Genomic DNA, 13,953 nt, shown 5'->3' with positions numbered 1-13,953 from the left:
ACTCATTAAACACCCACCACAAAAACACCCAGATCATTTGCCTGCTTAATAACAGTGTGAAAGTCGAGAATCTGGGTGGTGCCGGCACTGACAGCAATGCCTGCAAAGCCTGCTTGGCTTATTTGGTTAATGGTTTCGCGGCCAATGGTGGGCAGGTCGATGCGTTGATCTTGATTTATTTTAGCAATTTTAACCAAAACACCGCCCCCTCCCTGTCGTTTTAAAAGGTCACAACGTTGGATTAATGCAGCCGTGCCTTCGATGGCTTCCACACCTAAGACAAGGCCCTGTTGAACAACGATAGATTGCCCAATATCATTAAGGGATAGAACTTTTAAGATGTCTGCCCCCCTTCCAATATCAGCCAAGTCTTGTTCATTAGGTTGAACTATAGTCAAACAACCAGATGCAGCCAAAAGATCATCCAAAACATCACTTGGCTTTAAAATGTTAAACCCTTCGTGCTTCAGCAAATCGAGAATCCCAGATAACAAATCGTTGTCACCCTTTAAGGCCTTCCAACCTAGTTTTTTAAGCCACTGGGTTCCAGTTTTATCCAATTGTAGTTCTGACCAGCTGGGACGCCGGAGGGCGCCACCAAAAATAATGTCGGTCACTTCTTGTTCACGTAAATACTCAAGGACTTTGCCAATGCTGCCCAAGGGGAATAGAACCATTTCTGGGTGTAGGTCTGGCGTTGTTTGTCCCTCAAACCCCACCACAACCAAATTACGATCGCGACAACTTATAAGAATTTCAACGGGCAGATTTCCACTGCCAGCAATGAGGGCTAAGGTCACAAAGGTTCCTCCTAAAATTTCGCCAATTCTAGCAAAAAAAAGAAAGCATTGTTAGAAAAATGCCCGTTGTAAGTCTTTTCCAAACTTTTCTCAAAGACTTGCTCTTTGGGTTAGCCCGCTGCGGCTAATGATGATTCCCCTTTTTCTGAATTTACTATCGGCTCTCCTCGCTTATTGAAACTGCAATGATCTAAGCAAAAATCAGATCCAGCGTGGGGATCTTTAGGCGAACATTCGACTTTTTTACAGTGTTTTTCCAAATTTTGCACAGCATCCGTGTACTGGTTGACTTTTTTAATTCTTGCATTCGCATTTTTTTCTTCTCTCACCTTCTTTTGTAAATCCACCGCATTATTATAGGCTTTCACAACTTCTTTTTGTTCTTTACTCAATTCACCTTCGCCATAAGGCCCTGACCACGCTGATGTTCCAGCCGAAGCAATAATAACCAAAGTCAAAATATTTAAAAAAATTTTCATTATATTCTCCAATTTTATTTTTATTTCAAATAACCTCTTTATTATAAAAACAAATCATTAATATATTGTTAATTTTATTTCCATTTTTGAAACTTCCCAAACCACTTGAAACTTCGGGCCGATTAGGCCATTAATATACTCAGAAGTTTGTGACAATAAAGTATGCAGAGTAAATGACACAATTGTTGATGAAGGGAAAACGCGGGGTCATCATGGGCCTTGCTAATGATCACTCTTTGGCATGGGGTATCGCCAAAGCCTTGCACCAACAAGGCGCTGAGCTTGCCTTTACGTATCAAACAGATATCCTTCTCAAAAGGTTGTCACCCCTGGCCGCAACGGTGGGGTCTGATTTTTTTGTCCCTTGCGATGTCAGTCAACCAGGTGCTGTTAGTCAAGCTTTTGAGGAAATCGCAAAAAAATGGCCAACAATTGATTTCGTCCTTCACTCTTTAGCGTACTCCGATAAGGAAGAATTAAAAGGCCAATACCTAGATACCTCTCGTGGAAATTTCCTCAATTCATTAGATATCTCCTGTTATTCGTTTACGGAAGTCTGCCGTGAAGCGTCAAAATTAATGCCAGAGGGTGGCAGTTTCTTAACGCTGACCTACTATGGCGCGGAACGGGTTATGCCCCACTATAACGTGATGGGTGTTGCTAAAGCTGCACTAGAGGCCAGCGTGCGCTATTTAGCCGTTGACCTGGGTGGTAAAAAGATTCGCGTTAACGCCTTGTCAGCAGGGCCTGCAAAAACTCTTGCGTCTTCTGGTATTGGTGATTTTCGTTATATTTTAAAATGGAACCAGTATAATGCACCGTTGAAGCGAAATATTACCTTAGAGGATGTAGGGGGCTCTGGTTTATATCTTTTAAGTGACTTATCAAGTGGCGTGACAGGCGAAGTACACCATGTTGACGCTGGGTACCATGTTGTGGGAATGAAAGCCGTTGATGCGCCTGACATTGCGCTGGTTTAAACAAACCTTTTAAAACCTTGACAAAAGAACACATCTTGGTGTTAAAGTTGAGCACACATCAGTAATCCTTTGGCAATTATTGCAGTAAGGCATTTAAATGGCACAGCTTTTCAAAGTATTCAGCTGTCCTTTTAAGCGCTCTACCCAAAAAATTTTTTAAAATATATGACAATTCCTCCTTCTTCGTTGTCTAGCCGTACTCCTGTTCCAAAAGCCATTTGGGCAATCGGTCTCGCCAGCTTTCTGATCAATGTTTCGTCGGTCATTGTTTTTGGCCTATCGGCCGTTTACATGAAAACGATTCTAGGCGTAGCCACGGGTTGGATTGGTTTACTGGAAGGCATTGTGGAAGCCAGTGCTTATGCTGTCAAAGTTTTTTCGGGGGTTTTCAGTGATTATCTGAAACGCCGCAAAATTATCATGGTTTGGGGATTTGGTTTGGCGACACTTGCGCGCCCTATATTAGCCCTTTCCTCGTCTTTTGGAGCAGTATTTACATCTCGCGTATTAGATCGCATTGGTAATGGCGTTCAGTCAACCCCACGCGATGCGCTGGTGGGTGATTTGTCACCGGAATCAATTAAAGGTACTTGTTATGGATTGCGCCAAAGTTTAGCAACCGCCGGTTCTTTTTTTGGTGGGATTGTCGGTGTGGCAGCCATGCTTTTAACAAATCAGAACTTCCACCAAGTTTTTTGGATTGCCACCATCCCAGCCGTTATGGGCCTTTTGATCCTAATTTTTGCCGTTAAGGATTCCCCCACACAACAATCAGGCGAAGCCATTAAGCGGCATCCTATTCGGATAGCTGATTTACATCGCCTGGGGGGCACGTATTGGATGCTGATGATTGTGGCGGGTGTCTTTATGCTGGCCCGCGTGGGTGAAGCCATGTTGATCTTACATGCGCACCAAAATTTTGGTCTGTCTGAAAGTTATATCCCCCTGATTCTTATTTTGTATAATGGAACCAACTCGCTGGCGTCTTACCCCATAGGGCGCTTGTCTGATAAAGTCAGCCGATACGCCCTTTTGGGAATCGGGTTTGCCGTTTTAATTGTGGCCGACATTTTGTTAGCCACAGCCACTAATTTATCGATCATGTTAATGGGAGTTGCCGTTTGGGGAGTCCAAATTGGCATTACACAAAGCATGTTTATGGCCCTTATTGCTGATACAGTTCCAAACGACTTACGGGGCACTGGGTTTGGATTTTTCTACCTAACCAGTGCAATCGCGCTTGTTTTGGCAGGCACCATGGGTGGCACGATCGCCCAGCTTTATGGCGAGGCCATGACCTTTACGGCCAGTGGAATTATTGGGGCAGTATCTTTGGCAACCTTGTTGATCCTGATTCCGTTCAGAAAGAAGGCGACTTCTTAAAGGAAGCAGAAAAACTTAAGCTTTTCTTTTCGACCTTTCATCAAGCCGCCCTGTCGTGTTCAGCGGGAAGAGCAGATAGCATGTCTTCTCGTTTCTTTAAAATGCCTATAACGATTGGAAAGGTAAAAATACCCCCCAAAATCAACAGAACACTCGTATACAAAAGAATCAAGTAATACCCGGAAAAAAGACACCACTCCCGCGGCAAGACAACATGGGCAATTGCGACGGGGACCAACACAAGAGCCACAAGCACCAACAAAACATGAAGAACTCTTAATAATTTAAGCATTTCCAGACTTCCTATAAATCTTTAAACTTTCCATACATGTCTTGTTAAGCAACGCGTTCATATTTTACCGTTTGTTTTTGTGAATCATTCCCAGGGTGCAAGCTCTCTAGTTTTTCAAAATGACGAACACCCCAAAAAAATGCACCGATTAGAGGAAACGCAATAACCCAAATACCGTAGTAGCCGAACCACTCCGTTAGATAAACAAGACCAAAGGCAGCAACTAAGTGCATCCATGCCCGTGAAAGAGCATTAATAAAGATATTAATGGTGAATCTTTTCTGTACAGGAAACGATTTCATGAAAATGGCATCAGCTGGAAATGGCTTTACAGGAAACATGATGATGATCATCTGTAAACACAATATCTGCCACGGCGCAATACTTCTTAAAATTAAAAAAGGCAGAACAACCACAAAAGGTATAAAACAATACATTCTAAACTTTAATATCTTTAATGGATAAACCTTTAAACACAGAAAAACCATTAATACTCCACAAAAAACAGTAAATACTGACAGAAAAAAATTATGAAAAATAATGTCAGAAGATGAATATCCAAAAGATTTAAGAATCGGATTAAAGTATATATAGGTCAAATAGAACATAAAAGGCTGACCACATTCGATACAAAAGGATGCAAAACATCTTTGTTTAGGAATTTGTGTGTTACTTATTGCCAAATTGAATTTGTCTATAATGACCGTTTTTTGCGAGTCGTTTTTGTGACTTCTTTCAACATTCAATCGTTTCTTTCGTTTCATGTCCACAAACTCGGGCGTTTCTCTTAGTCTGGTACGCGCTAAGGACCCAATGACAGCTATGCCAGCCCCTGCCCAAAAACCTATACGCCAACTCATGGAAAAATGGGTAACCAATGAAGCAAGACCAAGCGCGGCCATCCCCCCGATTGAAGAAGCAAGACCAAGCGCAGCGACGCCTACATAACGGCCGGGTGGGACTGTCACTTCAGATACATAAATCTGAGCCCCAATAATTTCCCCCATGGATGATAGACCTTGAATAATACGACAAGCTGTAACCAACCAAGCGGCCGTGATACCAATCTGGGCATACGTGGGTAAATTGGCCATAATAAGGCAACTTACTGACATCATCATAGTTGTCAAAATAACGGTGGTTTTACGGCCAATATTGTCACCAATCCAGCCAAACAGTAAGGCACCAAATGGCCGAAGAACATAAGTTGAACAAAAGGCAAGGGCCGCAATTAAAGAAGCAGTATGAGGATCGGTTTCGGGAAAGAAGAGCTCATTGAGGAGAACAGCCATATGCACATACAGCATAAGATCGAAATACTCTAAGAAGGTGCCAATCTGCAAAAGACCAACCGCTTCTTTTTGTTGACGATTCAAACCTGTAAAAAATCCCAAATTCTGTCTCTTCTATCTAAAGGTCTACGCACAACCAATAAGTCAATTTCCCATAAATGACCTATGAGAAAAACTTAAGCTTTTTCTACTCGACTTTGATTTCGAAAGTTCATCAAAGACTCTTTCCATGTCGAACGGGTATATTTTCCATAAAATTCAATGCTGCATTTTGTTCAGCCTGACGTTTAGACGTGCCGTTTCCCTTAACAGGGGCATGATTTAAAACGTGCACTTGGACGAGAAAAGTTGGCGCATGATCAGGGCCCGTCGTCTCAATAAGTTCGTAAGTAGGAACGGCCTTTTCATGAGTTTGCGCCCATTCCTGAAGGGTTGTTTTGGGGTCCTTTGGCGGACTGAGAGTTTTGTTGCGTAAATCTGTCCAATAAAGCTTGATGAAGTGATTGCAGGGCGTAAGACCACCATCCAGATACATGGCCCCTAACAAAGCCTCAACCGCATCACTTAAGATCGCGGACCTAGGCCCCAACTCAGCACCATTCAGCATAATAAAATTTGACAGCTCTAATTCCTGGCCAACTTTTTCACAAGCCTCTCGACAAACAAGACCAGCAAGGCGTTTGGCCAAGTCACCTTCTTTTTCTTTTGTAAAATAGAGGTAAAGTTGTTCGGCAACGACCAGTTCTAAAACACGGTCCCCCAGAAATTCCAGTCGTTCAAAATCTTTACCACCCGGGCGAATGCTAGAATGGGTAAGGGCAGCCTCCAGCAAGTTTTTATTTCTGAAAACGTGCCCTATTTTTTTTTCTAGATCTTGAAGTCTTTCCATTATCGAATAAGTTGAGCAAGACGATTATAACGCAACCCAAAAGGCCAATCTAAAGGTGCGTACCATTTAGCCTCGGTTGAGAAAAACAACACCTCGGCACGGCCGATAATGTTTTCAGCTGGGACGTACCCTACAGCATTTGGAACACGGCTGTCTTGTGAATTATCACGGTTATCACCCATCATGAAATAGTGCCCTTCTGGCACGGTAAACTCTTCTGTATTATCAAGGCGCCCTTGTCCAAAAGGAAACTTTTTTAGAATAGGGTGCTTAACACCATTAGGCAGCGTTTCGATGTATTGTGGGATAACCTCAAGTTGCCCTTTATCATTGACGGTATGGTAATCCTCTATCTGTTCTAGTTTTACAGCCGAACCGTTAATATGCAAAACCCCTTTGATCGCCTGAATACGGTCACCCGGCAAACCAACCAGACGTTTGATATAGTCTAGGTTATCGTGCTTGGGGTTAAAGAACACAACCACATCACCGCGCAACGGTTCGTTATGCATAAGGCGCCCCGAAAACAACTTCACCCCAAACGGCAGAGAATGACGCGAATACCCATAGCAAAACTTGTTCACAAACAAATAATCACCGATCAACAAGGTGGGTATCATCGATCCGGACGGAATATTGAATGGCTGATAGATAAAAGTTCGGATTATCATGGCAATCAGAAAAGCCCAAGACAGACCGCGTACTTCTTTCTTAAGATTAGCTTTGTCCATTCCTAGAAGTTTATTCTCTTTACTAGTTTCCATATAAAACGCTCTAACTTAAAAAGGTTGCCGATATGACCACAAACGCCTGGGCGTATGGGGGCTCATCCGTTAAGGATAGATCGAGTTTGCCACACATATCAACAGGTATCAAAGCACTATAATTGGCTAACGCTTGGTGAGTTAAAACAACACGGGGCTTACCTGTTGGAAAATGGTCAATTTCAATGTGTTGCCAATCAATTCCTTTTGTATTGCCGATAGCTTTCAAAGCGGCCTCTTTCGCCGCATAGATCTTTCCAAAGCTTTGGTATACGTGATGACGATTTAAGCAACGCCTTTGTTCCTGGGGGGTGAACACTCTGTCCAAAAACCGTTGCCCATGGCGCCCTATGGCTTTTTCCAGGCGGCGGCAATCGATCAAATCAGTGCCAATTCCAACAATCACGAAGTGGCAAACCTTTTCAACGGCATTTCATTGGCCACCGACAACATTTTTAAAAGCTGACTGAGGGTTTTTTTCAATTCATGACGATGAACCACTTGGTCAACCATACCGTGAGCCAAAAGGTATTCGGCCTTTTGAAAACCATCGGGTAATTTCTGCCTGATGGTCTCTTCAATCACCCTGGCTCCTGCAAACCCAATAATAGCGCCCGGTTCAGCCAAGGCAACATCCCCCAACATGGCAAACGAGGCACTGACGCCACCAGTAGTAGGATCTGTTAGAAGGGTAATATAGGGCAAGCCCGCCTCTTTCACCCTTTCAACGGCGATAACCGTCCGTGGCATTTGCATTAGCGATAAGATACCTTCTTGCATTCTGGCACCGCCCGATGCTGTCACGGCAATCAAGGGAACGCCCGTTTTGATGGCTAAGTCAGACGCTGTAACAAGGGCCTGCCCTGCCGCCATTCCCATGGACCCACCCATAAACGAGAAATTAAAACAGGCCACCACAGCAGGCTGGCCACCTATCAGTCCATAGGCCACCGAAACAGAATCATCCCGTTGGGTTTTGTGACGATATTCTTTTAAACGATCGCTGTATTTCTTGGTGTCGCGAAATTTCAGCGGATCATGTTTTACGCCCGGCACTTGGGTTTCTGTATATTTACCATCGTCAAAAAGAAATTCCAGGCGTTGCGCCAATGTCAACCGCAAATGGTGTTGGCAATGATGGCAAACCAAAAGGTTCTTTTCCAAATCTTTTTGGAACAACATATGTTCGCATTTGGGGCATTTTGTCCACAAATTATCGGGTATATCATTCTTAAGGCCAATAAAAGCCTGGATTTTAGGGCGAACAAAGTTGGTGAGCCAATTCATCGTTAGATCCTGATTTAATTACTGTAGGGACTGTACTATACCCCATTCAGATCATTTTGCGGGAATTTTATGGCAGAGATTTCACCCAGAAACAAGTTGAAAAATCCACGCATAGCCAGCTATGTAAGGATTTTGAACCGAAGTTTATGGGCTAATGATCAAACAGAAAAACCCGGGAAATGATCTGAATGGGGTATGATATATAAGGCCTCTCTAAAAACCTAATTTTCATACTTTGGGATCATTCTAATCTTCTACAGGGGAGCCCGACCAAGCCTCTTTTATATGGGTCAGTATGAACACGTATAAACATATATTAGCGCTTAAAAGAAAAATTTCTTGTCTATAGTTTTTAAAGATAATTCCTAAACCTATAACAGTTGCGCCAAGGACAATTTGATGAAATGCTTTGCTGTATTTAAGATCTTGATCAGTCGAATAAGCAATCATCCCTTTCAATAACAGGCTACATCCTAAAGTCAATGCTGAAAGTACGATAAATTCTTTCGCAGGAATAGCGGGCTCAAAAGCCACAAAGTAACTTAGAAAAACAGCGCCAGCCGTTAAGGCTATGAATAGAGGTATGTGAAGATAGCTCCATATAAAGGTGACATATACTTTCTTCTTAGGGCCTTTCCCAGCAATCAAATCAAAATAAAGCCACCAAAAAGCAAAACCTATTAATAAAACTAAAAAACCGTTAGCAAATTGAGAACGTCTTAATTCATGGGTTTGCGATAATTCATTAACCACAGTGGCTACTAACTCGCCCAAAATAATCATTAAAAAAAGACCAAATCTTTCAGGTAAACGATGCTTGCTGTATGCAGGAAGCTTTTTATGTTCTTTAACTGTAAATAAAGGGATCAAATGATCAAAAACAAGGGCAATTGTCCAAAATATATATTTTGTGCTTCCTTCTATATAAATAGCTGCCATAAGAAAAGATAAACTGAAAAACGAGCCTGCCAAATACTTCTTGGCAATAGGCGAGAAAACATCGACATGCCTGTAAGTTTGCAACCACCGAATATCCAATAATAAATGGGCTGCAATATAGGTTATAATGTAACAATTGGCATATTTTCCGAATGCATGGTGCGAGAAAATAGCAAAGCCTGAAATTATAAACATAAGCAAAAAATTATTAAAACGGGTGTAATTGTTATCCGTTTCAAACCGTTCTTTGTAAAAAGTGTCTAGCATCCATATCCATACAGGACAAACGAACAAGAGAATAAATTCAGCTAGACCCTTCAAATTAGGGTGTTCCATAATATGGTGGGCAAGTTTAGAAATAACCACTACAAAATATAAATCAAGGAATAAATCTAACCAGCCAACCTTTCTGTTATGGTTGTGGCTGTCTGTTAGTAGGGCTGGTTTTTTAAAGAAAGAATTTAAATTCATATTGCACCCAATTAAAAGCATTTTGTAGGATTGATGATGTGAAAGTTGTCCGTAATTCTACTTATCAGTATTGCTATTATATAATGCCTATTTTCAAGAAACTCTCACCAATCTTCTGAATTTAGCTTCAAAAAAACCTGATACACTTGCGAAACTGCGGTTGTACGTCGGCAAATGAGCCCGCTGGCTGAGACTGGATTGCCGACGGTTAAGATGTTTTAAGAGTCTGTTCAAAAGCTCCTACCCGGGGGGAATTTCCTCATGTTGGATACCGGCCAACCAGCAGCGTCCCCTGCTCGGTTAAACTGTCGATTTTTGGCCTTATTCAAATTTAAAAGTGAAACATTTAAGAGCGGCCGCAGCCTTCCAGCTGATCCAGCACAGACAACCTTCCAGCTCCGCCTCACTTTTGTACCCGGCCGCATCTAGCCAATGTTCAAATAAGTTCTTATGTCCCAATTGGTCAAAAGTTTTATTAGTCAAAGAATCCATAGTATCATAATGAACAGGCCAGCCACCCCAAGTCCAAAAAAGACCAATATCCGTGGACCAGTTCCCCATAATTCCTATAAAAGGATCCGTTGATGAACATCGCGTCTGGTCAATCAAAAACCTAGGTGCTATCCACATCTCGACCTTGCTGCGGTTCTTCTCGCTCTTACCTGTGCGATACCCTGTCGCTATATTCAAATGTTGCCATGTGTCTCCGAACTTAGACAAATCAAATGTCCCTCCTAATGGATACGATAAATCAGCTATCGAAAACACTTTCATCCCATCATCATTCCCCGGCGTCGGGCGATAAATCAATTTCCCCGTTAAAAACTTTTTATATATAGCTTCCTCACTAACATTCAGCACGCCTGGAGATGAAGATGCAGCTGAAGATGCTTGGGCTGTTCCTGCATAAAACGTCAGGAGGATCCTAAGATTAATTTTATATAAGGTTTGAATTTTGACATTTTTAAGTTCTTTCTTTTGATATGTCATTTTTCACACTGCCCCGCACCAAATGAGGTAGGGCTGTTCAAGTGAAGGATTTAGGTTTATTTTTCGAGAAATAATTCTAAAAATTGCAAGAGAAATGAATTTTAAATCCTTCATCAGCACCCTAACACAAACCTTCAACTGGCATAAAAACAGCAGTGAAACTTACAATTTCATAATTTAGGTTCTTATTGACCAACGCAATGTAGGGCATCATGTTCTTACAAAGCCTTTAAAAACCGAGGGGACGTTGAAACCCAAGCTTGAGCGCATCCGGCGATTTTTTGCCAAACAGGTCATTGATTACGCCCCATTTTCCCTGAAAATGGTTGTAAAAGTTTTCAAAAAAGTTGCGATGATCGACTTAATTTTAGACAGTAATGTGCCTAATTTTGTGGCTGTGAAGGCAAGACTTATCTATGGTGAATCTTAAAGTCGCCTTGTAACCCACGCAAGACGAAATGGGAGACGCAATATGAAAAAAATCTTATTTATCACCTGCAGCCGTATCGGGGATGCTGTTTTAACAACAGGGGTTTTAAACCATATTCAAAACGCCACCCCAAGCGCCCAGGTAACCATCGCCTCGGATCCTTTACCGGCCCCATTATTTACCGATTACCCTTTGTTGGATAACCTGATCATTTTTGCCAAACAAAAGCACAGCCGGCACTGGTTTAATTTATGGAAACAAGTCAAAGGCCAGCATTGGGATTGGGTGATCGATCTGCGCGGATCCGTCATTAGCTATGCGCTTCGATGTGGTCGGCGATCTGTTTGGCGCCAAAAGCCCAATGACCAAAGGCACAAGGTTGAACAGATAGCATCCATGGTGGGGATTCCTGTGACGTCACCCACTATTTGGTTTAAACATAACCGTTTGGAGGTTGCCAAAAACCTGTTGCCCGAAGGAACCTTTTACCTGGCTATGGCGCCAGCGGCCAACTGGGTTGGGAAACAATGGGCGATTGAACGATTTACAACCATTGCAGGTAAGTTTTGCGAAACCCACCCCAACGCCAAAATTGTTCTGATCGCAGCCCCTCATGAACGTCCGATGGTTCAAACGTTGGTTGAAAATGTGCCGCCAGCAAAACTGATCAATTTAATGGATCGCCATTATGACCTGGGGCAAATTGGTGCCTGTTTACAGCAATGCCAACTGTTTTTGGGCAATGATTCTGGCTTGATGCATATGGCTGCCGCTGTCGGGACACCAACGATTGGGTTGTTTGGCCCCTCGCGCGAGGAAAATTATGGGCCGTACGACGGGCATTTTGCCGAAACTGGCGTAAAAGTAAATACGGTGATTCGCATTCTCAAAACCTATGATCAATTAAAAGCAATGCCAAATTTCTCTCACCAATCGCAAGATTGTTACATGAACGACCTGACCGTCGATACGGTCTGGGAAATTTTAAACCAACAATACAAACAGAATTAGGAATAAAAAAAGCAATCCTTGTTAAGGAGAATTTTAATAATTTTTCAACAATACTTTGGCCCTTTAGTAGGCTAAATAGAATTGAACACTTTAAAGGGAGGTTTAATCATGGCAACATTCGTTGGAACACAAAGTGACTTTGTCAAAGCTTTAAAAGAATTAATTGAGTTGGATTACGATGCGGTGGAAGCGTACCAAGCCGCCATTAATCGCCTGGACAATACAACTTACATTGAAAAACTTGAAAGCTTCAAAGCAGACCATCAACGCCATATCACTGAATTAAGTATCCTCTTGAAAAAACATAGTGAAGATGCCCCTACGGGACCAAGCCTCGCAAAACAATGGCTCACGAAAGGAAAAGTAGTTTTAGCAAACTTAGTGGGCGACAATACCATTTTAAGCGCTATGCGCAGCAATGAGGAAGACACGAATAAGGCTTATGAACGCATGCAAAATTATCCTGATATGTGGCAAGACGGGATTGAGATACTTAAAAGAGGCCTTGAAGATGAGCGGCGTCATAAAGCGTGGTTTGATACTATTTAATTGTTTTATTTTTCCGAACATAAGCGCGTTTGCCACTAATTTGGAAAAAGTCGATCTTGCACTGTTAACAAAATCCTTAAGCGAAACGGCTGATTTAAAAGAGCCCGTTGCATGCGCAAGTTTGAATCATTGTGCTTATTTACGCGCGGGTCTCCCCTCAAGCTTTTAGGTGTGCAGGCAAGTGCATCAGCAACGGCTCTCCTTTATGAAACAGCTGACAAAGCGTTGATCCTGACAAACTTTATCAGTGGCGATAAAGATCCCAGGCCAATTGATATCCTAAACAGGTCCGGTAGTTACTTTGAAAAATGAGTCAACGGCCCATGACCTCTCTGCCCTTTCCAGGGCCATTCATCACAAAAAAGAACATAGGTTCCCCAACACCAAATAAGCATCGAGCGGATTAACTATTTATTAACGATTGTCCTCCTACCATGGATATGCCCAACAGCTTTGAAGGAAATCTTCAAAACGCGACGGGTATTAACCAAAATATTAAGGAATCATATGTCAATGAATTTAAGGATCCTCTTTTTAAGCCTTTTTGTTTTTCTCAATACAACTAGTTTTTCAAGTGCTTTTGATATTCAAAATTTTATTAAAAGCAGCCTGGAAAAAACGGCACCTATGTATGTTAAAGAGGTTGCTATTAGCCAGCATATTCAGCTTTTTGATTTATTGTCTAAACATTTACAGGTTGAAACCAGCAAGGAAAAAGCGGTCCCCATCGCCTTGGCTTTAATTTCTTTTGGCGCGACCCCCTATCGCACAGGCCTTCCCCAACCTTCTAATGAACAAGAAAGAAACATTCTCACCCAGGCCCTTTATTCCGCCGTTCGTTATTTACGGCAGCAAGATGCGTTGAGTGAGGAAGGAGTTGTGGCGTTTATTGAAAGCAAAACCAAAATTTTCCAAGATGCTTCTCAACAAGATTATGTGGCTTACTTAAGTTCTGTCTTGTTATCCGCTTACAGGGATCATTTTGGCGCCTATTCTTTCGTTGAAAACAAACAAATCTTGACAGCCCCCCTAGCTGGAACGTGGCTTAAAGAAAGGTTAGCTCAAGATTCATATTGGCAGTATTTGGACGCGTATTGGGTTCAAAACAGATCAGGAACATCCACCGCGGCTGGTCTTGAAAAACCCAAATCTGTTGGCATTATTCCAGGATTAGCGAAATCCTTAAGCGAAACAGCCGATTTAAATGAGGCGTCAACTTATGCAAATGACTTATTCAATATTTTAAGAACGCAGTCTGATTTTTCCTTGTTGATTTCGGCGTCATGTGATCAAGCAGCCCAAGCGGCATCTCTTATACCTGCCCATGGCGATTGCACTGACATCTCCTCAGCCTAGTTTTTAAAATTACGGTTTCTGCTATTTCCCAAACTTTTGTA

General features: G+C 42.2%; 17 protein-coding genes. 7 read left to right on the top strand and 10 right to left on the bottom strand.

Annotated elements, in window-relative coordinates:
• Positions 1-5: 5 nt before the first annotated feature.
• Together EQU50_RS07735 and EQU50_RS07730 are read right to left on the bottom strand one after the other, a co-directional pair.
• Positions 6-800, bottom strand: a complete 795-nt coding sequence (locus EQU50_RS07735) for an LpxI family protein (protein WP_130154551.1) — start codon at positions 798-800, stop codon at positions 6-8.
• Positions 801-910: 110 nt separating this feature from the next.
• On the bottom strand, positions 911-1,279 hold the full coding sequence (locus tag EQU50_RS07730) for a hypothetical protein (protein ID WP_130154550.1): 369 nt from the start codon (positions 1,277-1,279) through the stop codon (positions 911-913).
• A 173-nt stretch (positions 1,280-1,452) separates the two neighbouring features.
• Between EQU50_RS07730 and fabI the strand changes: the two genes are divergently transcribed.
• Both fabI and EQU50_RS07720 read left to right on the top strand, forming a co-directional pair.
• On the top strand, positions 1,453-2,259 hold the full coding sequence (fabI, locus tag EQU50_RS07725) for an enoyl-ACP reductase FabI (protein WP_130154549.1): 807 nt from the start codon (positions 1,453-1,455) through the stop codon (positions 2,257-2,259).
• Between the two features lie 165 nt (positions 2,260-2,424).
• Positions 2,425-3,642 (top strand): MFS transporter, encoded by a 1,218-nt coding sequence (locus EQU50_RS07720; protein ID WP_130154548.1) that lies wholly within the window; start codon positions 2,425-2,427, stop codon positions 3,640-3,642.
• Positions 3,643-3,682: 40 nt separating this feature from the next.
• Here EQU50_RS07720 and EQU50_RS07715 read toward each other — a convergent pair whose 3' ends face one another.
• The 8 genes from EQU50_RS07715 to EQU50_RS07680 all read right to left on the bottom strand — a co-directional run bounded on the left by EQU50_RS07715 (position 3,683) and on the right by EQU50_RS07680 (position 10,566).
• Positions 3,683-3,934 (bottom strand): hypothetical protein, encoded by a 252-nt coding sequence (locus tag EQU50_RS07715; RefSeq protein WP_130154547.1) that lies wholly within the window; start codon positions 3,932-3,934, stop codon positions 3,683-3,685.
• 44 nt (positions 3,935-3,978) lie between these two features.
• Positions 3,979-5,328: an MFS transporter gene (locus EQU50_RS07710; RefSeq protein WP_207216341.1), complete on the bottom strand. Its 1,350-nt coding sequence runs from the start codon at positions 5,326-5,328 to the stop codon at positions 3,979-3,981.
• Positions 5,329-5,440: 112 nt separating this feature from the next.
• Positions 5,441-6,115, bottom strand: coding sequence for a ribonuclease III (gene rnc / locus EQU50_RS07705; RefSeq protein ID WP_130154546.1), 675 nt, complete (start codon positions 6,113-6,115; stop codon positions 5,441-5,443).
• Complete coding sequence (lepB, locus tag EQU50_RS07700) at positions 6,115-6,879, bottom strand: signal peptidase I (RefSeq protein ID WP_207216340.1); 765 nt, start codon at positions 6,877-6,879, stop codon at positions 6,115-6,117. The genes rnc and lepB overlap by 1 nt, the downstream gene beginning before the upstream one ends.
• Positions 6,880-6,889: 10 nt before the next feature.
• The gene (acpS, locus tag EQU50_RS07695) at positions 6,890-7,285 is read right to left on the bottom strand and encodes a holo-ACP synthase (RefSeq protein WP_130154545.1); all 396 of its coding nucleotides are present in this window, start codon (positions 7,283-7,285) and stop codon (positions 6,890-6,892) included.
• Positions 7,282-8,166 (bottom strand): acetyl-CoA carboxylase, carboxyltransferase subunit beta, encoded by an 885-nt coding sequence (gene accD / locus EQU50_RS07690; protein ID WP_130154544.1) that lies wholly within the window; start codon positions 8,164-8,166, stop codon positions 7,282-7,284. Before accD ends, acpS begins: the two co-directional genes overlap by 4 nt.
• A gap of 246 nt (positions 8,167-8,412) precedes the next feature.
• Positions 8,413-9,576: a low temperature requirement protein A gene (locus EQU50_RS07685; RefSeq protein ID WP_165380397.1), complete on the bottom strand. Its 1,164-nt coding sequence runs from the start codon at positions 9,574-9,576 to the stop codon at positions 8,413-8,415.
• A gap of 321 nt (positions 9,577-9,897) precedes the next feature.
• Positions 9,898-10,566 (bottom strand): hypothetical protein, encoded by a 669-nt coding sequence (locus tag EQU50_RS07680; RefSeq protein ID WP_130154542.1) that lies wholly within the window; start codon positions 10,564-10,566, stop codon positions 9,898-9,900.
• A gap of 247 nt (positions 10,567-10,813) precedes the next feature.
• Between EQU50_RS07680 and EQU50_RS07675 the strand changes: the two genes are divergently transcribed.
• From EQU50_RS07675 to EQU50_RS07655, 5 genes are all read left to right on the top strand, one after another.
• Complete coding sequence (locus EQU50_RS07675) at positions 10,814-10,996, top strand: hypothetical protein (protein WP_130154541.1); 183 nt, start codon at positions 10,814-10,816, stop codon at positions 10,994-10,996.
• Positions 10,997-11,038: 42 nt separating this feature from the next.
• Positions 11,039-12,007 (top strand): glycosyltransferase family 9 protein, encoded by a 969-nt coding sequence (locus tag EQU50_RS07670; protein WP_130154540.1) that lies wholly within the window; start codon positions 11,039-11,041, stop codon positions 12,005-12,007.
• Positions 12,008-12,115: 108 nt separating this feature from the next.
• Positions 12,116-12,556, top strand: coding sequence for a DUF2383 domain-containing protein (locus EQU50_RS07665; protein ID WP_130154539.1), 441 nt, complete (start codon positions 12,116-12,118; stop codon positions 12,554-12,556).
• A gap of 111 nt (positions 12,557-12,667) precedes the next feature.
• Complete coding sequence (locus EQU50_RS07660) at positions 12,668-12,868, top strand: hypothetical protein (protein WP_130154538.1); 201 nt, start codon at positions 12,668-12,670, stop codon at positions 12,866-12,868.
• 201 nt (positions 12,869-13,069) lie between these two features.
• Positions 13,070-13,912, top strand: a complete 843-nt coding sequence (locus EQU50_RS07655; protein ID WP_130154537.1) for a hypothetical protein — start codon at positions 13,070-13,072, stop codon at positions 13,910-13,912.
• Positions 13,913-13,953: the final 41 nt, after the last annotated feature.

The sequence above is a fragment of the Candidatus Finniella inopinata genome (genome assembly GCF_004210305.1).
GTDB lineage: Bacteria > Pseudomonadota > Alphaproteobacteria > Paracaedibacterales > CAIULA01 > Finniella > Finniella inopinata_A.
The sequence above is the reverse complement of the archived record's forward strand: the minus strand, read 5'-3'. Positions and strand labels throughout refer to the sequence as shown.